General features: G+C 49.2%; 22 protein-coding genes and 2 tRNA genes. 3 read left to right on the top strand and 21 right to left on the bottom strand.

Annotated features, from left to right (window positions below):
• Positions 1–147: 147 nt before the first annotated feature.
• The 16 genes from LI015_RS23620 to LI015_RS23545 form a co-directional block, all read right to left on the bottom strand.
• Positions 148–236 (bottom strand) — tRNA-Ser (locus LI015_RS23620).
• 64 nt (positions 237–300) lie between these two features.
• Positions 301–386 (bottom strand) — tRNA-Ser (locus LI015_RS23615).
• A gap of 248 nt (positions 387–634) precedes the next feature.
• The gene (locus LI015_RS23610; protein ID WP_002566442.1) at positions 635–865 is read right to left on the bottom strand and encodes a hypothetical protein; all 231 of its coding nucleotides are present in this window, start codon (positions 863–865) and stop codon (positions 635–637) included.
• A gap of 60 nt (positions 866–925) precedes the next feature.
• Complete coding sequence (locus LI015_RS23605) at positions 926–2,203, bottom strand: RuBisCO large subunit C-terminal-like domain-containing protein (RefSeq protein WP_117627240.1); 1,278 nt, start codon at positions 2,201–2,203, stop codon at positions 926–928.
• A gap of 119 nt (positions 2,204–2,322) precedes the next feature.
• The gene (locus LI015_RS23600; RefSeq protein ID WP_002566444.1) at positions 2,323–3,048 is read right to left on the bottom strand and encodes a GntR family transcriptional regulator; all 726 of its coding nucleotides are present in this window, start codon (positions 3,046–3,048) and stop codon (positions 2,323–2,325) included.
• Positions 3,049–3,070: 22 nt separating this feature from the next.
• Entirely contained in the window at positions 3,071–3,676 is a 606-nt protein-coding gene (locus LI015_RS23595) for a class II aldolase/adducin family protein (RefSeq protein WP_227126483.1), read from the bottom strand.
• A 22-nt stretch (positions 3,677–3,698) separates the two neighbouring features.
• Positions 3,699–4,949: a Tm-1-like ATP-binding domain-containing protein gene (locus LI015_RS23590; RefSeq protein ID WP_054355044.1), complete on the bottom strand. Its 1,251-nt coding sequence runs from the start codon at positions 4,947–4,949 to the stop codon at positions 3,699–3,701.
• A gap of 108 nt (positions 4,950–5,057) precedes the next feature.
• Positions 5,058–6,062, bottom strand: a complete 1,005-nt coding sequence (locus LI015_RS23585) for an N-acyl homoserine lactonase family protein (RefSeq protein ID WP_002566447.1) — start codon at positions 6,060–6,062, stop codon at positions 5,058–5,060.
• Between the two features lie 97 nt (positions 6,063–6,159).
• A complete protein-coding gene (locus tag LI015_RS23580; RefSeq protein WP_002566448.1) occupies positions 6,160–7,119 on the bottom strand; it encodes an ABC transporter permease in 960 nt (319 codons plus the stop codon).
• A gap of 13 nt (positions 7,120–7,132) precedes the next feature.
• Entirely contained in the window at positions 7,133–8,083 is a 951-nt protein-coding gene (locus LI015_RS23575; RefSeq protein ID WP_002566449.1) for an ABC transporter permease, read from the bottom strand.
• Positions 8,070–9,725, bottom strand: coding sequence for a sugar ABC transporter ATP-binding protein (locus LI015_RS23570; RefSeq protein WP_007038325.1), 1,656 nt, complete (start codon positions 9,723–9,725; stop codon positions 8,070–8,072). Before LI015_RS23570 ends, LI015_RS23575 begins: the two co-directional genes overlap by 14 nt.
• The gene (locus LI015_RS23565; RefSeq protein WP_002566451.1) at positions 9,704–10,825 is read right to left on the bottom strand and encodes a sugar ABC transporter substrate-binding protein; all 1,122 of its coding nucleotides are present in this window, start codon (positions 10,823–10,825) and stop codon (positions 9,704–9,706) included. Before LI015_RS23565 ends, LI015_RS23570 begins: the two co-directional genes overlap by 22 nt.
• Positions 10,826–11,155: 330 nt before the next feature.
• Positions 11,156–11,899: a 2-C-methyl-D-erythritol 4-phosphate cytidylyltransferase gene (gene ispD, locus LI015_RS23560; RefSeq protein ID WP_227126482.1), complete on the bottom strand. Its 744-nt coding sequence runs from the start codon at positions 11,897–11,899 to the stop codon at positions 11,156–11,158.
• Between the two features lie 101 nt (positions 11,900–12,000).
• Positions 12,001–13,035 carry a tRNA (adenosine(37)-N6)-threonylcarbamoyltransferase complex transferase subunit TsaD gene (gene tsaD, locus LI015_RS23555; protein ID WP_002566453.1) on the bottom strand — a complete coding sequence of 345 codons (1,035 nt, stop codon included), beginning with the start codon at positions 13,033–13,035 and terminating at the stop codon, positions 12,001–12,003.
• A 48-nt stretch (positions 13,036–13,083) separates the two neighbouring features.
• Positions 13,084–13,995, bottom strand: coding sequence for a ribonuclease Z (locus LI015_RS23550; RefSeq protein WP_002571074.1), 912 nt, complete (start codon positions 13,993–13,995; stop codon positions 13,084–13,086).
• 217 nt (positions 13,996–14,212) lie between these two features.
• Positions 14,213–14,974: a DeoR/GlpR family DNA-binding transcription regulator gene (locus LI015_RS23545; RefSeq protein ID WP_227126481.1), complete on the bottom strand. Its 762-nt coding sequence runs from the start codon at positions 14,972–14,974 to the stop codon at positions 14,213–14,215.
• Positions 14,975–15,242: 268 nt separating this feature from the next.
• On the opposite strand from LI015_RS23545, the gene rpiB reads away from it, so the two are divergent.
• The 3 genes from rpiB to LI015_RS23530 are packed head-to-tail and all read left to right on the top strand — an operon-like array spanning position 15,243 to position 17,756.
• Positions 15,243–15,701, top strand: a complete 459-nt coding sequence (rpiB, locus tag LI015_RS23540) for a ribose 5-phosphate isomerase B (protein ID WP_002566456.1) — start codon at positions 15,243–15,245, stop codon at positions 15,699–15,701.
• A 13-nt stretch (positions 15,702–15,714) separates the two neighbouring features.
• Positions 15,715–16,506, top strand: coding sequence for a triose-phosphate isomerase (locus LI015_RS23535; RefSeq protein WP_227126480.1), 792 nt, complete (start codon positions 15,715–15,717; stop codon positions 16,504–16,506).
• 17 nt (positions 16,507–16,523) lie between these two features.
• On the top strand, positions 16,524–17,756 hold the full coding sequence (locus LI015_RS23530) for a 6-phosphofructokinase (RefSeq protein WP_002566458.1): 1,233 nt from the start codon (positions 16,524–16,526) through the stop codon (positions 17,754–17,756).
• A 114-nt stretch (positions 17,757–17,870) separates the two neighbouring features.
• Here the strand turns inward: LI015_RS23530 and LI015_RS23525 are convergent, their stop codons facing one another.
• The 5 genes from LI015_RS23525 to LI015_RS23505 all read right to left on the bottom strand — a co-directional run bounded on the left by LI015_RS23525 (position 17,871) and on the right by LI015_RS23505 (position 22,126).
• On the bottom strand, positions 17,871–18,113 hold the full coding sequence (locus tag LI015_RS23525) for a hypothetical protein (RefSeq protein WP_002566459.1): 243 nt from the start codon (positions 18,111–18,113) through the stop codon (positions 17,871–17,873).
• A 135-nt stretch (positions 18,114–18,248) separates the two neighbouring features.
• Positions 18,249–18,698, bottom strand: a complete 450-nt coding sequence (rimI, locus tag LI015_RS23520; RefSeq protein ID WP_002566460.1) for a ribosomal protein S18-alanine N-acetyltransferase — start codon at positions 18,696–18,698, stop codon at positions 18,249–18,251.
• 84 nt (positions 18,699–18,782) lie between these two features.
• On the bottom strand, positions 18,783–19,535 hold the full coding sequence (gene tsaB / locus LI015_RS23515; protein WP_227126479.1) for a tRNA (adenosine(37)-N6)-threonylcarbamoyltransferase complex dimerization subunit type 1 TsaB: 753 nt from the start codon (positions 19,533–19,535) through the stop codon (positions 18,783–18,785).
• Positions 19,532–19,960 (bottom strand): tRNA (adenosine(37)-N6)-threonylcarbamoyltransferase complex ATPase subunit type 1 TsaE, encoded by a 429-nt coding sequence (gene tsaE / locus LI015_RS23510; protein WP_002566462.1) that lies wholly within the window; start codon positions 19,958–19,960, stop codon positions 19,532–19,534. The genes tsaB and tsaE overlap by 4 nt, the downstream gene beginning before the upstream one ends.
• Before the next feature lie 18 nt (positions 19,961–19,978).
• The gene (locus LI015_RS23505; protein ID WP_002571071.1) at positions 19,979–22,126 is read right to left on the bottom strand and encodes a Tex family protein; all 2,148 of its coding nucleotides are present in this window, start codon (positions 22,124–22,126) and stop codon (positions 19,979–19,981) included.
• Between the last annotated feature and the right edge of the window lie 77 nt (positions 22,127–22,203).

The raw sequence follows: 22,203 nt of genomic DNA, 5'->3' as shown, positions 1-22,203 counted from the left end.
GTTATCTTTAACCTTCATTACTTGGTTTTGTTCTGAATTTTCTCAAATCCAAAGGTCTAAACCAGACCTTTTGTTTTTAGAATTTTCAGGGTTTGTGTATTATTCAGTCTTCAATTTTAAAGGTACGATGGAAGCATTGCTTCCGACCGCAGAAGGAGGGATTTGAACCCTCGCGCCGCTACTAACGACCTACTCCCTTTCCAGGGGAGCCCCTTCAACCTCTTGGGTACTTCTGCTTGGTTGAATCTTGTTTCATATTCAATTTATATTCGCAGGCAAATCACCAAAACTCGTCTGCAGCGGAGAGGGTGGGATTCGAACCCACGCGCCCTTGCGGACAAACGGTTTTCAAGACCGCCTCGTTATGACCACTTCGATACCTCTCCGAACGCGCTTTTCCATTTTACAGAAGTTTCGACGTTTTGTCAAGTACTTTTTTTATTTTTTCAAAACTTTATTTTTCTAAGTTTTGTGTTTTGCTGCTGTTCTCAGCGGCAACTCGATTAGTCTATCATGTAATTCGACAGATGTCAACATTTTTTTTAACTTTTTTTCTGCAGGTTGAATTTTCCAAAATTAGGAAGATTCAACCTGCGTTACCAACTGTTATTCATTCCAATTCCTGGTAAACCTCTTACAGGTCCTTATCCACGGCCCAGCGGTCCAGCTGCTTCAGGAATCTTCTATCCTCTGAAACTACCTTGACTGGTTTTTTGTAATCTATAGCCATCAGTCCCAATACGGATTTTCCGTCTGCAATCTGATTATCCATTGTATGTACTCCAATATCCAATGGAGAAGCACAGGCCAGATGCATAAAATCTCTTAAATCATTGGATGTGTACAGCATAATTTCACGTACCATATTGATACCTCCTTATTCGGGCATAGTATAACATTTTAGGATAAAATATACAATATCCAATCATGATTTTATATAATTCCATTGAGTCAGAGCAGTACGCAGCTCATCCTTTTCTGCTGCCGCCTTTTCAAATGGCTGTCCGCTCATCACAATCTCAATCGCCTGGCGCATTGCCCGAGCCCCTGCTGCTGCACCGCCTGGATGTCCCTGAACGGCTCCCCCTGCTGCCAGAACCACATCTTTTCCCACTTCCCGGATATACTTTTCCACCATCCCCGGATGGACTCCCCCTCCTATGGACGGCATAGAGGGCTTAATGTCATAGAAAGGAAGCGTGAGCTGGGCTACTGTCTGCATATACTTTTGATGGAGAAGCGGATAGCCGCCATAGGGTGTATTAATCATTACAATATCAGCTCCAGCAAGCCGTGCAAGCTTTCCCACAGCAAGGGGAGAGGCCATTCCATTCATGGCTCCTTCAAAACACATTCCAGTACCTGCCGAATGTCCCAGGATAGGAAGAACCGTATGCTCCGCCACATGCTTAAGCACGCTGTATCCCATGGCCGCAAAATTAATCATCAGTCCATCTGCACCGGCATCCTCTGCGCGTTTTACATTTTCCATAATTTCACCTGCGCCGCTGGTTATGTTCACAAAATATTTTACCCGCTCCCCTGTCTTCTCATAGGCCGCCTCAGCCGCCTCTCTATATGCCCTTACCCGTTCTTCGGGCTTGCTGTAAACAGGATTTCCAAACAACTCATCGTCCTTTATAAAATCCACACCTCCCAGTGCAGTCTCATAAAATATCCTTGCCCCCTCTCTTGGAGTCAGTCCTGTACACGGCTTGATCATATTCAACAAAATCGGCCGGTTACTTATTCCGGCAAACTTCTGAATTCCTTCAATCCCATACCGCGGTCCCCTGAATTTGCGGGCAAACTCCTCCGGAAACTCTATATCTAAAAGTTTTACCTGGGCTGAGGTGGAGGCATCGTTGCCTAAAAGCGCGGTAATAAGCAGCGGCAGGTCTGTACCAAAGTTTACAGCAGGATAGGCAATCTGAATCAGATATTCTCTCTGGTCTCCGGTAATCTGAGTAGCCAGATCCAGGGAAGGCACATCAAATACGTTCACCACCTTCCCCATATATTTTTCGCGAATCTCCTCTGTAATTCCAGGTATGGGAATCCATGTTCCAATGGTCTGCCCCACTGCAAGGGCTGCCGCTTTCTTAAGGACATCCACTTCCTTCGGCAGACTGATATGATATGTTGCTACTGCATAATTTTGTTTGTGTACTGTCTCCGATAATGTATAAAGTAAAGAATCCATCTTTTCTCCTTTAATCCGCAACGCTCATATGCCTGACAAAACAAAAGAGCCCGGCATCCTGTTTCGATGCCCAAGCTCTGTTATCACTCTCTGATTCTGCTATATACTTATATCACGATTTACGCATTCTCATGAAAATACACATCCAAAGAGTAAGGAATATTCTCCGTTCTCTTCTTCAGATTCTGAGCCAATAAATGACTGATTCGTTCGCTGTCCCGTTGTTTCAAGGCATCCAGATAACTCTGGTGCTCTTCAATCATCCTTTCCCTGGATTCCCGGCCTTCCAACAGTTTCTGACCGTAAATCAATTTAAAGAACGACAGATTATCCCACAACGATTCTATCATCGCACAGATTCTGTCCAGCTGGCTGATTTTATAGATTGAAAAATGGTACAACCTATTCTGCTGATACACATCAATTGCATCAAGCTCCTCCTGCCTGACAATACGAATATATTCTGCGTGAATCTCTTTCAGGTTTTGGATGTCTTCATCTGTAATCTTCTCACAGGCATACTTTGCTGCTACCGGCTCCAATGCCGTTCTGGCTATATATATCTGCCGTACATCATCCTTTGTCAATGTCACAAGCCTCGTCCCTGCATATGGAACAGACTCCGCAAGCCCTTTCTTCTCAAGATTGGCCAAAGCTTCCCGAATCGGCATCCTGCTGACTCCCAGCTGGGACGCCAGTTCCTCCGTGTTAAGCTTATCACCCATTGACAGCTTACCGCTCATAATCCATTCCATCAGCTTGTCCAAGGCCAAGTCCGGAAGCTTGTTATGCTGAAGCATTCCCCTGTCCAGATCATTCATTGTAATACGCATATTAGATTTCATATAGCTCTCACCTAAGTAATATTTACAAGCCAAGCTTCGAAACGGTCACTTTTAAAATCGCCACTTGCGCGGTTTCTTCAATTAATTCTGCTGTATGCTCTGCATTAATTGCATCTTTTCCGACTGCCACTAAGCCATGATCTACCAGTAAAAATCCGGGCAAATCCGGGTTCTCTATATATATATCTTCCACCATTGGGAAATACTCTTTCTTTACCATCGCTGCCGGAACATCTAACGAAGGTAAATCCGCGCTCATCTTGAGCTGGGCGTGCCACGTGGTCCTCTTTAAGGCCTTTCCTGTGGATGCCCATGCAATCGAATACGGTGAGTGTGTATGTACAACAGCATTCACCTTGGGACAAATTCTATATAGCAAGCCGTGAAGTAAAGCCTCTCTTGTAGGTTTTCCTTCCCCTTCTACTAGATTTCCATCGAAATCCGTGATTACAAATCCGTCCGGCGTACTGTCAATAAAAGAGCTGCCGCTTGCCTTCACAATCATCAAATCTTTCCCTGGCACTCTGGCACTCACATTGCCGCCGCTTCCGGTTTGTATACCTCTAGTATATGCTCTTTTGCAGGCTATGACAAGTTCCTCTGCAATTTTTTTAACATCTTCTGACATTTCCTGGAACGCCCTCCTTGTCCTAATATTGTATTTCATCACCTATCACAGCATGCTCTTTCAGTTCGTCCACCATATGGTGGGCGGCCTGAATGCCCCATTCCTCTGTATCCAGATTTCCTGGTATTGTAATGATTTCCACATTGGGATTTCTGATTTCCTTTAACTGGCGAATGATAATATCATCCACCTCTTTATAATAAAGCGCCTCGCCCTTGCGTGTATTATGGCGCATTCCGTCTGTAGGAATCAGAAGTTTTACCGGGTAATCAATTTTCTCAATCCGCGCAGCAAATCTTGCTGTTGTAATCTCTGCTTCATCCGGAAGCAGCTTGATATGAGCCGTATTGGCGTTATGCATCATATAGATTCTTTCGTCCATGCGGGGCGGAAACTCTCCCGCCTGAAAATCAATAAAATCCAGGCCGCCCACGCTGACCACCAGAGGCACCTTTTTCTCCACCCCCCGGACAAGACGGTACTTTGCATCTTCCCCATAGGAAAAACCGCCTTTAAAATACTCCTGTGTAATCTCATGGGTTGTTAAATCCAAAATTCCGTCTATCAGCCCGTCCGCCGCCATCTGCTCCATGATTGCTCCGCCTGCACCGGTGGAATGAAAACCGATAGGCTCTATACCAAGCCGTTCCAGCTCATCAATGGCAGCACACGCCCCTGTGTTCGTAATCCCCATCAAAGTCACGCCCACAACCGGCTTATCGCCTTTTTTCAGGACCTGGCCTGCATGTTTCACCATTCCCGCACAGCATGCACATGCATTTGCCATGATTTGTCTCGTCACTATGTTAAGTCCGGTAAAATCGCATATGGATGGAATCGTTACTATATCCTTTGCCCCTACCACACTTTCAAAAGTTTTGCGGCCTGATGCCACCGTGGTTGCCATGACTTTTGGGAAACCTATGGGAAGCCGCTTCATGGCGTTGGTGGCCATGACCGTATTCTGAAGGCCTCCTGCTGAAAGGATTCCGTCAATCTTCCCCTCTGCATACAGTTTCTCCACATACGACGCCACTGCCTCCATCATAAATGCAATCTTCTCACCCTTTGTCCTGGGTTCCAGCTCAGCCCACTCTGTCCCTGCTGCTTTGGTGACATCTTCCCTGGAAACATCGTATCCATAAGACGGATTGGGGCCTGTGGCCACGTTAATTACCATGGCTTTCATTCCCTGGCTCTCAACCTGCTCACGCATGTATGCAATCTCTCTGTACTTGGTATCACAGCTTCCTATGATTGCGATTGTATTCATCACTATTCCTCCAATACGATATTGTGAAGACCATCCCCAACAGTCTCCACAATATCCCTCATGGGCCCCGCGTTTTCACAGGTGCGTCTTCACAGATGCTTATTCACATTACTTCTGGCTGAAGTACTTTGTTTTTGCCTTTGCAGCTGCTTTTTTTGCATCTTTATCAATAATCGCGCCCTTGTACTCATCAAATACAAAGTCCGTGTCCTTAAGCCCGATTACCGGAAGTCTGTTTTCATGGGTATCTTCGTATTTCTCAACTGCTGCGGATAAGATAATATCATGGGCAAGCAGAAGATGCTTATGAGGGTCAACCCCAGCCTCATGGCAGCGGCGGACCGTATCGCGGATTGTCTGCCATGCGGCCACTATATCAACATAGCGTCCCGGAGGGCAGATATCATAGTGAAGCTCATCCTGCATGGTCTGGGGAGCATCAATGTTGCCCATAACGAATACAGAATCCCCCACACAATAGTACGGTCCGTCTTCTGTTTCAACCACAACCGTCATATGTCCGGGGCAATGTCCGAATGACTCATATACACTTACCCCTGGTGCAATCTGTGCCTCGCCCTTTACTGTCTCAAAACGTTCTTTCACTCCCGGCTGGTCATATGGCGCAATGAATTCATCATTGCAGGTCACGTCTCCATCTTTGGCGATAATGGGTCTGCAGTATGATTTGTAATGAAGGGGGATCGGGTTATGGGCATAGTCCCACTCTGTCTCATGACAAATAAAACGTGCCTTTGTAAATTTTTCAAGATAAAATACATGGTCCCAGTGCAGATGCGTAAACAGTACAATATCAACATCAGATGGCTTAAAGCCAACCTGAGCCAGCCGTGATTCAATGTCATCAATTCCCGGTCTCTGCACAGACGGGCCATGGTGATACTTATCGGCATGCTCCGTCCAGGACATACCCGTGTCAACCAGAATCAGCTGGTCTCCGCCTTCAATTAAGAATGTGAAATCCGGAAGCTGGTCCGAGTCATTGGTAATCCCCAGCTTTTCTACAAATTTTTTACACGAAAAATGATACCAGTACTCCAAAGGTTTGGTCGGAATATAACCAGAATTAAGTGGTCGGATTGTTAATGGCATATTAATTTTCCTCTCTTTCTCTTTCATGAATTATCTATCTTAAAACCGCCATGGGTTTATCCCACAGGCCGTTTTAATCCCTGTTTATATGCGGCAATTATGCTGCCTTGCTTTCCTGTCTTCTCTTGCTGTACGTGTCGAACAGCACCATGGCAATGATTACAATACCGATTACCAGCCCCTGCGCATAGGAGGAAATTCCCTTCAGGTTCATTACATTTACAATAATTGTAAGTATCAAGGCTCCTACCACAGTTCCAAGTACTCCGCCTTCCCCTCCCAGCATGGAGGTTCCGCCTACAACCACTGCCGCAACGGTCTGCAGTCCGTAACTGTCTCCCATGGCTGCATCTGCTGCATTTAACCTTGCCGTCATCAGCATGCCTGCAAGGCCTGCGCACATGCTGCACATCATAAATGCAGATAACATAACTTTTTTTACCGGAACCGCCGCGTATTTGGCAGCCACAGGATTTGAGCCATATGCGTACACCTGACGGCCGTAGGTGGTTTTCTGAAGCAGGACATATATCAGGATGACAACCACCGCCGCTATGATAATCAAATTGGGCACAGGACCCGTATACCCCACACCTATCTGGGTAAAACCCTTGGGAAGGTCATATATGACCGCCCCCTGCATGACCAGGACCGCAAGTCCGCTCATGACCCAGTTGGTCCCGTAGGTAGCAATAAAGCTGGGGAGAATTCCGGCTAACAGCCCGTTGATGACTCCCACTACCAGTCCAATGAGAATTCCCAGAATAAAGGCTGCCGGAATGGGTACACCATTTTTAATGCACTGGGCACAGATACATCCGATGAATCCGGCGGTTGCTCCCACCGATAAATCCATACCGCCTGTCAGCAGTACTGCCGTCAAGCCGGCGCTGAGCACCAGCAATACACTGGCCTGCCTGAATACTGTGATAATGTTGTCGACGGTCCTGAAATTTGGGGCGGCAATTGCGGAAAAGATGACCAGGATGATTAAACCTATCAGACTGTAAAATACTTTTGAATTCCTTATCTCTTCAAATATTTTCTTTGCTTTCATGTCCCTATCCCCCCTATTCCTTTGAACGAGTACGGACAACCGCATCAATGATAATGGCCATCAGAACGATAGAACCAATGATTGCATTCTGCTTAATTGACTGCACACCCACTATGTTCAGACCATTTTTGATGACTTGTATAAGAAGCACACCAAAAATCGTGCCTGTAACGCCGCCTTTTCCTTCACGCAGAGAGGTCCCTCCCAGAAGCGTTACTGCCACTGCCTGGAATTCCCAGCCCGTGGCTGCCGTAGGCATACCTGCCTCAATACGGCTGAGTGTGATGATCCCGGCAATTCCGGCAATGAACCCGGCAAATGCATATGTCTTAATCAGGCAGATAATGGGATTGATGCCTGCAAGCTGCAGTGCCTCCCTGTTACCGCCCAGTCCATGGATATTGGTTCCAAACCTGGTCTTATTCAGTACCACCCACACCATGATAAATACCAATACAGCGGCCCAGACCATAAGCGGGATTCCCATAATCATGGTCTCTGTAATGATACGGTATGTAAAACTTGGAAAATAGATAGAAGAGCCTGCAGCCAACAGTAACGAAAGGCTGTTCAGTATATTCTGCATTCCATAAGTCGCGATGAAGGGAGGAATACTTCCTTTTGCAACAATCACGCCATTTGCCACGCCAATGAGTGTAGTGGATAAAACTGCGAGCAGCATTGCAGCCGGAAGCGGGATTCCCCTCAGGGCCATCCACACAGTAAATACGGTTACAAAGCTGACCTGCGCACCAAGAGACAGGTCGGTTCCCTGCGTCAGGACGATACATGTCTGCCCAAATGCAACAATCATTAACGGGGTTGCCTGAATCAGCACATTTTTAAAGTTCATCAGCGTAAGATAGTTGGGGCTCATAACACTGAAAATCACAATCAGAACAACCAGCATATAGGCTACCGGAGGCAGACTTTTCATTCTCTGCACAATCTTATTCCTCTGCATGCTCAGCACCTCCTGCTCCCAGCATCATCCGCGCTCCAATGACCTCGGAATTGAATCCGTCTGTTCCTCTGATGACCTCGTCCACGATTTCGCCCTCATGCATGATATAAATGCGGTCGCTCATACCAATTACCTCGGGAAGTTCGGAAGAAATCATGATAATTGCCTTACCCTCTGCTGCAAGCCTGTCCATCAAATGATAGATTTCCAGTTTTGCAGCCACATCAATACCACGGGTGGGCTCATCAAAAATCAGAATTTCCGGGTCAAAACTCAGCCATTTTGCCAGTACCACCTTCTGCTGATTGCCGCCGGACAGATATTTACATGCTTTATTAACGCTGGTTGTAGCGATACGAAGCTGCTTCTTATATCCCAGCGCAACTTCGGTAATTTTCTTTTTTGAAATAAAGAAGTTAGGGAATATCTTCTTAAGGCTGACCGCCACCATATTAAGCGCAATTGACTCATCCAGAGCAAGCCCCTGCTTCTTGCGGTCCTCGCTTACCAGACCTATTCCAATTCTGACAGCCTGCACAGGCGACTTTGGAAATACCTGGCTCCCCCGTACGTAAACTTTTCCAGACTTAATCTTCTCGATTCCATAAAGCAGCTCGGCCGTCTCAGTGCGGCCTGCCCCCACCAATCCGGCCAGGCCCACAATCTCGCCTTTTCTAACGGTAAAGCTTACATTTCTGACACGCCCTTTATAATCGCACAGATTCTCTGTTTTAAGGGTAATCCCTTCATGCTCATTCTCTGTACGCGCATAGACTTGTTCCACACTCCTGCCCACCATCATGTTGACCAGTTCCTCGTTGGTGCAATCGTTGATTCCCACCGTATTAATCTTAACCCCATCCCTGAGAATCGTGATTCTGTCCCCAATCAAGGGGAACTCCTGCATCCGGTGGGATACATAGATAATACCGATCCCCTCCGCCTTTAGCCTGTGAATCTGTGCAAAGAGGGAGTCCACTTCTCTTTCCGACAAAGTTGCGGTGGGTTCATCAAACACCATAATTCTGGGATTAAATGAAAGCGCCTTGGCAATTTCCACCATCTGCTGCTCTGCTATGCTTAAGTTCTTTACATAATCTTTGGGATTCATGTATTCACAGTTCAACGCCTTTAAAAGCTTTGCAGCCTCTTCTTCCATCTTCTTATGGTCAATCAAACCCAGTTTGGTCTTATATTCCCTGTTAAGAAAAATATTCTGAGCAACGCTGATATACGGCACCAGCGTAAACTCCTGATATACTGCTACAATTCCCCTGGCAAGAGCCTCCTTGGTCCCGTTAAACTTAACCACCTGGCCGTCCAGCCGGACCTCCCCTTCTTCCGGTTTATATGCGCCGAGAAGACATTTTGCAAGCGTACTCTTGCCTGCGCCGTTCTCACCCACCAGGATATGTACTTCCCCTTCCTGCAAATCAAAATCCACATCATCCAGGGCCTTCATGCCCGGAAAAAGTTTGGTGATATGCTTCGCAGTTAATATTGTTTTCCCCATCGTTTCACCCCAATACTTCTCACGGAATTTATTTCCTCTGTATTCGTCCCCGCAGTTTCCCGCGGGGACAAACAGGTGAAATAGTTCAGTTTCAATTTTGCCGCATTCTACTGGATGACCTTCCACCATGCAATGTTGTCAATATAATTTTGAACTGTATCAGCAATTACAAGCGGGTCATTTGCTGCTGTGGGAAATGGAATGAACTTGCCTTCCGGTTCTGTCTTATCATTCAGATACTTAACTGCATAGGCACATGCAACAAATCCTGAACCATATGGATCCGTGTTATAGGTAGCGAACATGGTTCCTTCCTTTACGGCATTCGTAGCATCAACACTCCCGTCAAATCCGCAGACCAGTACATCACTCATGTTGGCTGCCGTCAGGGCCTGGACTGCTCCCAGGGCACTCTCATCGTTGCAGGCGATGACTGCATCAATGTCTGTATACTGCTGAATCAGGTTTTCCGTTACCGACATTCCTTCTGTCCTCTTAAAGTTTGCGGTCTGTGAAGCAACGATTTCGATTCCCTCATACTCGGAAAGACCAGTATTAATACCATTTAATCTCTCAATTGCATTTGATGCCCCGGCCGGCCCTTCAAGAATGATGAATTTTCCTTTTCCGCCAAGCTTGTCCGCCACTGCTTTGGCCATGGTGTAGCCGGACTCGTAATAGTCAACGCCTGTTCTGAGGAATGTATCTTCTGCTGCCGGCGTGCCAATGGTCAACACCAGAACACCTGCATCCTGGGCTTTTCTCACGCCTGTCATGATACCGTTGGAGTCCGCACAGTGTACAATAATTGCATCAACATCCTGTGTAATCATGTTCTCCATCAACTGTACCTGCTCCTCAACCGAGTCCGCAGTCGTCGGTGCCTGTGTGATCGCGGTAAATCCCATGGCCTTCCCGGCAGCCTCCACACCTGCTGACTGAGCCACCATGTAAGGATTCGTTGTGTTCTTGGCAATGTAGCCGATCTTGTAATCCCCTCCCGCCTTGACGCTGGTTGCAATCTGAGCTCCGATTCCTGTGACCGGAAGCTGACTTACATCAAGCACAGTAGCGGCAGACAATCCTGAAGAACTGCTCTTTGTATCTTCTTCTGCCTTTGTCTCCTCTTTCGCACTGCTGGCTGGTGCCTCTGTCGGTGTGCTGCAGCCCGTAAAAAGCATGGCAGACATTGCAGCCGTTAATAAAATTGATACTACTCTCTTCCTCATTTTTTTCCTCCTTATTTTTTTATGTAATTTTGGATATTGGATTTTGGATACAATCTTCTTGTGATTAATATAGCACTTCCAAATTTGCTTGTCAATATTAAATAGTATATTCTTGTTTATTGTTTGATTTTTGTATATAGTGCACATCACTCTTCTGATTTTTCTGTCAATAATTACAATTGTCATTTTTTTATCAGGTATGTGGATGTTTTTTATGGGATTAATTTATGAGTTGTATATAGACTGAACGAAAATGCATCTGAATCAGAATGATAAAAAGGGGATACAGGTTATATTTTATCCTGTATCCCCTAAATCGGGTATCCTCACCTACACAATGGAATTTCTCAGCACTTCGGCCATAAAAAGGTCCTCAGGCGTCGTAATCTTAATATTGGCATAACTGCCCATTACCATATGCGCCTTCACCCCCATCTGCGCCTCCACCACCATGGCGTCATCCGTTATGCCGGTGCAGTCCTCCTTCATCTGGCGGGTAAATGCCTCCACAATCAGGGGCACGGAAAAGACCTGGGGTGTCTGTGCCTGCCATACCATGCTGCGGTCCGGGCTGGACTCAATCATTCCCTCCCGGTTCACCAGCTTGATGGTATCCTTTACGGGCATGCCCACCACGCAGGCATTGCATTTGCACACTGCCCCGTATGCCCGTTCAATGATTTCGCCGGTGACAAAGGGGCGGGCCCCGTCATGGAGAAACACGTATCCATCCTGTCTGTCCCTGGCAACGGATTCCTTCTCCCCCTCTTCCCGGTCCATAAGGGTACAGAGCGCCTTCCATACGCTCTCGTACCGCTCGCCGCCTCCGGCGCCTATGGTACTCACCTTCTTCAGGCCATACGCCTCCACGATCTCTGTTCTCACATATTCCATATGCCCTGCATCTGTCATGAGTATGATTTCATCTATCACAGGAGAGGCTTCAAACACCTCCAGCGCATAGGCCACCAGCGGCTTGCCGCCGATTTCCATGTACTGCTTTGCCGTATTCCCGCCCATGCGGCTGCCCTTCCCTGCTGCCAGGACCACAGCCGTACAATATTTCTTTTCCATTGCAGACCTCTTCTTTCGTCCTTCCCGGACCGGAGTCCATTTGTTCCTTACATCCCCGCCGACTGTACGCTCCGACCCAATTTTCAAATTTCAGACAGGCTCTAGCGTTCACCCAGCTTCAGATTGGGAATGGCATTCAAATCCCACCCGGATATATTTCCCTTTAAATATTCATAGTAGGCAGCCGTCCCGATCATGGCTGCATTGTCCGTACAGAAAATAGGGGACGGATAATAGAACTGAATCCCGTCCTTCTCACAGGCCTCTGCCATGGCCTTTCTCAGCGCGGAGTTGGAGGCAACACCGCCGGCTATGGCCAGCTTCTTATATCCAAATTCATGGGCTGCCAGTATGGCGCGGCTTACCAGAGACTCCACCACGGAATTCTGGAATGAGGCCACCAGGTCAGGCACATTGATTTCTTCCCCGGTCATACGGGCGTGGTTGATGTGGTTCAGTACGGCTGACTTTAGTCCGCTGAAGCTGAAATCATAGGGAGCCCCCTCCACCTTGCCCCTGGGGAACTGGATGGCATGGGGATTCCCCTCTTTTGCAGCCTTATCGATCTTAGGCCCGCCGGGATATCCCAGGCCCACGGACCTTGCCACCTTGTCAAACGCCTCTCCGGCCGCATCGTCCCTGGTCCTGCCGATGATTTCAAATTCCCCGTAGTCCTTTACAATCACCAGATGGGTATGGCCTCCCGACACAATGAGACAAACGAAAGGCGGTTCCAAATCCTGGTTCTCAATAAAATTAGCGGAAACATGCCCTTCTATATGGTGCACTCCAATCAGAGGCTTTCCTGCTGCATATGCAATGGCCTTTGCCTCTGCCACCCCCACCAAAAGAGCGCCTACCAGACCGGGTCCGTAGGTCACACCGATTGCCGTAATATCCTCCAGAGCCACCTGCGCTTCTGCCAGGGCTCTCTCAATCACATAATTGACCGCCTTTATATGCTCCCGGGAAGCTATCTCCGGAACCACGCCTCCATAAACCGTATGGGTGGCAATCTGGGATGAAATCACATTGGACAGCACGGTCCTTCCGTTTTTCACCACTGCCGCGGCCGTCTCGTCGCATGAGCTTTCAATTGCCAGTATCAAAACATCCTCTGATGCCTGTCCTATCATAGTATTCTCTCCACTTCCACGTATCCTCCGGTACCTCGTACCGCGCTATCAGTCCTCATCAAATTCCAGCTCCGCTGTCCATCCGTCCCTGGCAGCCTTTGCCCTTGGGAAAATCGTTCTGACTTCCTCCATATACTCCTCGGGCTTGGTAAGGGAGGGGCTGTAATGGGTAAGCCACATCTGTTTTGGATTAGCCTGCTTTGCAAGGGCCGCCGCTTCATAAAACGTCATATGCTTATATTCCCTGGCCTTGGCTGCTTTTTCTTTTTCCCCGTACATTCCCTCGCAGATAAAAAGGTCTGCCCCGGCTGCATACTCTGCAATCACCGGCACCGGCCTGGTATCTGTGCAGTATGTCACCTTAAGCCCTCTGCGGTCCGGCCCCAGCACCATATCCGGCGTCAAAAGCCGTCCCTCATGCTCTATCTCCTCGCCCTTTTGCAGCCTGCTCCAGAATTTCTGGGGAATCTCCTTAGACCTGGCCCTCTCCACGTCAAAACGTCCGGTACGGGGGATGGTGATGGAATAGCCGTAACACAGCACATTGTGGTTTACCCTGTAAGCATCTATCACATAAGGGCCCATCTGCATGCGTTCCCGGTTCTCCGTAAGCTCCACAAAGCGCAGTTCAAAGGGCAGTTCCGGCGCAATGGTGCGCAGCGCTCCCACCACCCGTTCCAGCCCCTTGGGACCAATCAGGGTCAGCGGCTCCACCCGCTCCGCATTGCCCATGGTAAGTAAAAGACCGGGAAGGCCGCTTATATGGTCCGCGTGATAATGTGTAAAGCAAATGATATCTATGGGCTTGGGACTCCATCCCTTTTCCTTCAGGGCCACCTGGGTCCCCTCACCGCAGTCAATGAGCAGATTGCTGCCCGAGCACCTTGCCATCATGGATGTGAGCCAGCGGTACGGAAGAGGCATCATGCCTCCTGTTCCTAACAAACATATATCCAACATACTGTAATCCTCATTCTCTCAATATCTTAACTCACAAAATCATATCACACTTTCCTCTTAATAATCAAGTATCGCCGGAAAATAACATGGCAGACACAAAAAGTCGGGCGCTTAAGTCAGACGTCAAAAAGGAGCTGCCGCAGCAGCTCCCATATTTATCTGTAACAGTTACATTTATCTTATATAAATCCTGTCCCGCGAAAGGCTGGATGCCGTCCTACACCAGATGGAGGGGAATATCCTTCTCAGCGATGAGATCCTGCCATTCCCGGCTCAGCCCGTCATCCGTGACGATTTCATCAATCTCTTCCAGTTCAGCAAAATATCCCGGCCTTACCTGGCCGAACTTGCTGCTGTCCGCCACCAGTATCTTCTGCAGGGATGATTCCAGGGCCGCCTTTTTTGTAACCACCTCATAATTATGCGCGCAGGTCATGCCCAGCTTTTCATGGACACCGGAGGCAGAAACAAACATCTTGCTGGCCCTTGTCCTCCGTATAAGCCCGATTCCCTCAACGCTCTCAAACATCAGGTCGTTCCGGTGGAAATATCCGCCGGCAAAAATCAGGGAAAGCTTCTCATTACCCTGAAGCTGGGACAGGATATGGTAATTATAGCAGAGCACTGTGAGCTGCGTCTGTTCCGGTATATATTTGGACAACACGCCTGTGGTGGTTCCCGAATCCAGAATCAGGATATCCCCCTCCTCAATCATCCCCGCCGCAAACCGGGCGATTCTGTCCTTTTTATCAAAATTGCGGATCTGCTCCGAAGAGTACAGATATTCGTCGTGTTCCCGCGCTGCCGGCTCAGAAGCCTTATTTTCGTAAAACAGACGGTTTTCTTTGAGATAATCAATATCACGGCGGATGGTCATTTCCGAGACCTGAAAGCGGTCTGCCAGCTCCTTAATTGATAATACGGGCGATTCCTTCAGTGTATCCAAAAGCGCGTAAATCCTGAGATCCCTTTTTCCCATAAGTTCTGTTTCCCCTCCTGTCGCAATCCTGCTGCGGCCCATGGGTGCACAGCGTTACGAATCTGACTGTAAAATATTATAATTGTATTTTCAGAAAATGTCCAGATGTTCCTGGCCGTGCTAAAATGTTATATATTGTTTGTAAAATGTTACATCTGCATTTAATTTAACATTTTTTGATAATTTATCTTGATTTTCGTATTCTAAAATGTTAATATATGCTCATAATAACACTAATTAACATTTTTACCAATATGGAGGCCAAAATATGAGAACAATTGTAATTGGGTGCGACAATGCTGCTGTACATTTGAAAAATGAACTCATGGGATTCATGGAGAAAAAGGGATATACTGTGGAGAATATGGGATGCGACAGCACTGAGGATTCTACCTATTATCCCTATGTGGCAGAGAAGGTGTGCCAGGAAATCATAAACAGCGGTTATCAGAAGCACGGTGTGCTAATCTGCGGCACAGGCCTGGGCATGGCCATGACTGCCAACAAATTCAAAGGCATCCGCGCCGGCGTATGCCATGATGTTTTCTCAGCGGAACGTTTAAAACTGAGCAATGACGGCAATGTGATCTGTATGGGCGAGCGGGTAATTGGAGCCGAGCTGGCAAAGCGGATTCTGGAAAAATGGCTGGAACTGGAATTCGTAGACTGTGCATCCACATCCAAGGTAGAGGCCATCAAAGAAATTGAAGGCGAAAATCTCAAATAGCGGAGGTTGCTTAATGAAAAAACTGAATCGGTTATATCTTGGCACAAACACAAAGATGTACAAAACCATTGCGGAAACAACTTCATTTCTGACACAGCTCCGCCGACTGACAGAGGACCTGGCAGACAGCCCCCTCACCCTGTTTGTCATCCCCTCCTTCACCACCCTGGAGTCCGCCAACAGGATTATATCCGGATCCCACATCCGGCTGGGAGCCCAGAACATGTGCTGGGAGGACCAGGGACAGTTCACCGGCGAAATCTCGCCTGTCATGCTTAAGGAAGTGGGGGTAAGCGTAGTGGAAATCGGCCACTCGGAACGACGCCACGTTTTCAGGGAGAATGACTTTGACCAGGAAAAAAAGACAGCAAAGGCAGCCCAGTCCGGTTTCACTCCTCTGCTGTGTATAGGAGAGACCCTGACCCAGAGGGAATACGGCCTAAGCGGGGAGACCCTGAGCACCCAGTTAAAGGTGGGGCTTCATTCCATCACCGCAGAACAGGCGGAGCAGCTCTGGATTGCCTACGAACCCGTGTGGGCCATCGGTGTGAACGGCATCCCCGCGGACAGTGATTATGTGGCTGAGCGCCATGCAGGCATACGGCGGATTCTGTGCGCACGCTTTGGCGAGGAACAGGGAAGCCGCATCCCCATTCTTTACGGCGGCAGCGTGAATCCCCAAAACGCTCAGGAGCTGATTGCGCTACCGGATGTAGACGGCCTCTTTATCGGACGCAGTGCCTGGGACGCCTCTCAGTTCAACCGCATCATACGCCAGGTCATGCCTTTATACATGAATAAATAGCAGGAGGGAAATCATCAATGCACAATCTGCTTGTGGCCCAGTCCGGCGGCCCCACATCCGCAATCAACGCCACCCTGTCCGGAGTCATCACAGAAGCCATGATTCAGGGCGGCATTGACCGGATATATGGGGGACTCAACGGCATTGAAGGCATTTTACAGGAAAAAATAATAGATTTGCTGGATCATATCAATAACACAATGGACCTGGACAAACTGGCCCAAACCCCTGCTGCCGCCCTGGGTTCCTGCCGCTTCAAGCTGGCCGGGCCGGAAGAGGATACTGCCCAGTACCGGGTTCTGATTGATATTTTCCGTAAATATGATATCTCCTATTTCATATACATAGGCGGGAATGACTCCATGGACACAGTGGATAAGCTGGCCAGGTACTGCCGTTCCCAACAGATTGAGGATATAAAAATCATCGGCGCGCCAAAGACCATTGACAATGACCTGATGGAAATTGACCACTGCCCTGGTTTTGCCTCAGCGGCCAAGTATATTGCCACCACCTTCGCAGAACTGGAGAGGGATGTGGCTGTCTATGATTCCTTCGGAGTCACCATTGTGGAAATCATGGGACGCAACGCCGGATGGCTCACCGCCGCCTCGTCCCTTTCCAGGGTAAACGGCAGCCGCGGGCCTGATTTTATTTACCTCTGCGAAGTGCCCTTTTCCATCAGCCGGTTTCTGGACGACATACGAAGCCGCCAGTCTGAAAACAGGAATCTGCTGATTGCTGTCAGCGAGGGCATCCGGGATGAAAATGGGACCTATCTGTCTGAACAGACTCCCGGCAACCGTCCCGACCGGTTCGGCCACAGGGATATTGCAGGAACCGGAGGCGTCCTGGCCCAGATTGTCCGCAATGAGCTGGGATGCAAGACCCGTTCCCTGGAGCTCAATCTCATGCAGCGCTGCGCCGCTCATCTGGCCAGCCGCACGGATTTAAACGAATCCCGGCTTCTGGGAGCAAAGGCGGTTCAGTGCGCAGTCCAGGGACAGACCGGAAAAATGGCAACCCTGCTGCGCCTGCCCTCAAAGGACCGTTACCGGATTCAGTTTGCCTCCGCGGACGTGTCTCTGGTGGCCAACCGTGAAAAGACAGTACCCCGCCAGTGGATTAACCGGGAAGGCAACGGCATTACCCGGGAAATGACGGATTACCTGACGCCCCTTATGGAGGGAGAGGTACCGGTGCTGTACCGGAACCGCTTTCCTGAATATTTCACCATATCCCTTGAATAAGAGCCAGGAGCACATATATAAAGCCAGGGACACTTATATAAAGCCAGGGATACATATATAAAGCCAGGGATACATATTAAGGAGAACCGCGTTGGCAGTTCTCCTTATCCCATCCTACAGAAATTCAATCTGTTCTTCCCTGTCCACAGGTATCTTGAAGCCGGAAACCAGTTCATCATAACATTCTTCACACAAATCAAAATGATGGACCTGTCCGTCCTTCTCAGAAAAATAATCCCATGCATGGTCAATACTGATACATCCCTCCCGGATGATTCCATGCTGCACCACCAGCTTTTTTCCGCAGCAATTGCACATTATTGTTTCCAGCTGTCCATTTTTATTGTACCTTTTCATATGAACCCTCGCCTTTCTCTGTCATCGTATCCTTTCATTCATTCCCTTATCTTCCCCTTAAAGAAAAAAGGAGAGGAATGTCCGGTTCCTCTCCATTATATACATAAAATATTCACATTTTAAGTGGTAATTCTTTCATATTGCCCGGTTCCACATGATGATGGCATCCTCGGCCGGATTATGGTAATATCCTTTCCTCACAGCCTCCTGCCTGAAACCATAGGAATCATACAGGTTTCTGGCTCCCAGGTTGCTCTCCCGGACCTCCAGGGCAATGGCCCGGACCCCTCTGGCCCTGGCAAAAGTCACCATGGCATCCATGAGTTTCCGTGCGATTCCCTGACGTCTGTAATGGGGATATACCCCAATCCGCTGTATCTCCCCCTCGTCTGCCAGAATCCGCAGAACCGCATATCCAAGTATGGTTCCGTGGTCAGCATAGACAAAATACGTATCCAGCCTGCTGTCCAGGCCCATGCGTATCAGATTCTCAGACCAGCTCTCCGAAAAGCATACCTGCTCCAAATCCGCCACCTGCTCAATGTCCTGGCCCGTCATGGGGCGAACCCCGCGAATCAGCTCCATTTCCCTGCTCCTTTCTGTTGCCGCAGCCGACCAAGCCTTGTGCCTTGTATCAGACCATGTATCAGATCCTTATGTCTGCTGCCCTTAATAATCTCCCGGAAGCTTTGCGGCCGCCCCCAGGGCAGACTGCTCCGCCTCTCTCTGGCGTTCAGCCTGGGGCTTTCTCAGATAATCCGGCGTAAACTGAGCCGCCGTCACCACCCGGGCGCCCGGGCAGCCCTTGGCGTCCAAAAGTGCGTTCATCCCCAGGGCAGCCACGGATGCAGCCCTCTGCCGGTTCATCTGAGCCGGTGCAAAGGCATGGGGTACGGTCAGCATTTCCCTGATTATATCTTTATATACAGGCACACCGTCTCCCAGAAATATGGTCCGCTCTCCTTTTTTATTGAGAAGTCCTGCCAGCTCCCTCATATCCATGGGCTGCTGCTCCATCACCACCTCCAGGGCGTCCCTGGTATGGTATAGCCCCGTATAGACCTGGCTGCGTTTTGCGTCCATAATAGGACAGATAAGCCCCTCTGCCCCCCACATATTATATGCCATGGCATCCACGGTAGGAACATGGACCAAGGGCTTTTTCAGAGCCAGCCCCAGTCCCTTTGCTGTGGCGGCACCTATGCGCAGCCCGGTAAAAGAACCCGGACCGCCGGCCACCGCTATGGCGTCAATGGTATCCATATCCAGCTCCAGAAGCTTTACTATCTCATCCAGCATAGGAAGCAGGGTCTGTGAATGGGTCTTTTTAAAATCCACTGTATACTCTGCTGTCAATATGTCATCTGTCACCAGGGCCACGCTGGCCACCAGGGATGAACTCTCTATTCCCAGTACTCTCATCCTCTATCCTCCACGCTAATCCGCCTGTAATCAAATCCCTTTTCCAGATCCTTTTCAATGGTCACCCAGGTCACCTTCTCAGGCAGTATCTCCTCAATCAGGCCCGGCCACTCGATGAGGCAGACGCCGTCCCCAAAGAAACAGTCCTCATAACCGATTTCGTCCATTTCACTCACATCACCGATACGGTACACGTCAAAATGGTACAGCGGAAGCCGACCGTCCTCATATTGCTGCAAAATCGTAAAGGTGGGGCTGTTCACCGGCCCCTCTATGCCCAGACCCGCGGCAAATCCCTGCGTAAACACAGTCTTTCCCACACCCAAATCACCGCTCAGGCAGACAATCTGTCCCGGCTCTGCTTCCCTTCCCATCTTTCTTCCCAGCTCATATGTTTCTTCCGGTTTCCGCGTCTCGATTACCATTTCCTACCTCTTTCATCCTTACTTTACGCCCTTCATGGTCAGTGAAATCCTCTTCTTGGCCAAATCCACGCTCAAAATCTTTACATCCACGATATCGCCCACACTGACAGCCTCCAGCGGGTGCTTGATGTACTTGTCTGTCATCTGGGAGATATGTACCAGGCCGTCCTGATGAACGCCGATATCCACAAAAGCGCCAAAATCAATGACGTTGCGCACGGTTCCCTTTAGCACCATTCCCGGCTCCAGATCCTTCATCTCCAGAATATCGCTTCTGAGAATGGGCCTTGGCATCTCATCCCTGGGGTCCCTGGCAGGCTTTTCCAGCTCTCCGGCAATATCTCTCAGGGTAATCTCTCCTATACCCAGATCCTGCGCCGTCCTCTTATAATCCTTTATCTTCCGGCTGATTCCCAGAAGTCCTCCTCCGGACAGTTCCTCAGGCTTATAGCCCAGCTTTTCCAGGAGCTTCCCGGCTGCGTCATAGCTCTCCGGGTGGACGCTGGTTCCGTCCAGAGGATTCTCTCCCCCGGTAATGCGCATAAAGCCCGCGCACTGCTCAAATGCCTTTGGTCCCAGCTTGGCCACCTTTAACAGCTGCTTCCTGCTCTTAAATGCCCCGTTCTCTTCCCTATAGGCCACAATGTTCTTGGCCAATGTTTTATTGATGCCGGACACATATTCCAACAGGGAGGCTGATGCTGTATTCAGATCCACTCCCACCTTGTTCACGCAGTCCTCCACCACGCCTTCCAGCGCCTCGCCCAGACGTTTCTGGTTCATATCATGCTGGTACTGGCCCACGCCGATGGACTTGGGGTCAATTTTCACCAGCTCAGACAGCGGGTCCTGGAGACGTCTGGCAATGGATACCGCGCTCCTCTGGCCCACGTCAAAGGCCGGAAATTCCTCGGTGGCCAGCTTGCTGGCAGAGTACACGGATGCTCCTGCCTCGTTTACAATCACGTACTGGACCTGTTCCCTGATTTCCTTCAGCAAATCCACAATAATCTGCTCTGATTCCCTGGATGCTGTACCGTTGCCCACGGATATAAGGGAAATATTATACTTTTTAATGAAATCCTTCAGTATTTTCCTGGATTCCTCCACCTTGTTCTGAGGCGCTGTGGGGTAAATGACCACCGTATCCAGCACCTTTCCCGTGCTGTCCACCACCGCCAGCTTGCAGCCGGTACGGAAAGCCGGATCCCAGCCCAAAACCACCCGTCCCACGATAGGAGGCTGCATCAGAAGCTGTTCCAGGTTCTTTCCAAATACCTTGATGGCGCCTTCCTCTGCTTTTTCCGTCAAATCGCTTCTGATCTCCCGCTCTATGGAAGGGCCGATGAGGCGGCTGTAGCTATCGGCTGCAGCTTCCTTAAGGATTGGCGTGGTATATGGGTTGTCCCTGACAATGGTCTGCTTTTCCAGATATCCCAGAATCTGCTCCTCAGGAGCCAGAATCTTCACAATCAGCATTTTTTCATTCTCGCCCCGGTTCAGGGCCAGGATGCGGTGGCCGGCGGCCTTCTTCACAGGCTCCTCATAATTATAATACATCTCATAGACAGACTGGGCCTTCTCATCCTTGGCTGAGGACTGGATAACGCCCTTGTTCATGGTTATATTTCTGATATAGGTGCGGAAAGCCGCGTTATCTGAAATGCGCTCTGCCAGTATGTCCCTGGCTCCCTGTATGGCCTCCTGGACACTGGCCACGCCTTTTTCCTCCGATACAAAACCGGCTGCCGCTTTCTCAACAGGCTCAGCTGTCATCTGCATGCTGATAAGGTCGGCCAGGGGCTCCAGCCCCTTTTCCTTGGCAATCATGGCCCTTGTCCGGCGTTTGGGCTTGTAGGGGCGGTAAAGGTCCTCCACAGCCACCAGGGTCTGGGCCTCCTTTATCTTAAGCTCCAGCTCCGGGGTCAGCTTCTCCTGCTCCGCAATGGAGGCAATGACCTGGCTCTTGCGGTCTTCCAGGTTGCGCAGGTATTTTAACCGCTCATCCAGATTACGCAGTACCTCGTCATTTAAGGAGCCGGTTGCCTCCTTCCGGTATCTGGCAATGAACGGAATCGTATTTCCCTCATCAATGAGTTTGACGGCTGCTTCCGCCTGATGGCGTCCGATATTCAGTTCTTCCGCCAGTTTTTTAATAATATCCATGGTAAACCTCGCATATCTGTAATCTAACTAACTGTTATATTATAGTGCATCCCAACCGCTTATGCAAGTTCTGGCCG

The organism is Enterocloster sp. 210928-DFI.2.20 (assembly GCF_020554465.1).
Taxonomy (GTDB): domain Bacteria; phylum Bacillota; class Clostridia; order Lachnospirales; family Lachnospiraceae; genus Enterocloster; species Enterocloster bolteae.
Note: the sequence above shows the minus strand (reverse complement) of the source record. Positions and strands in the feature narration are given on the sequence as shown.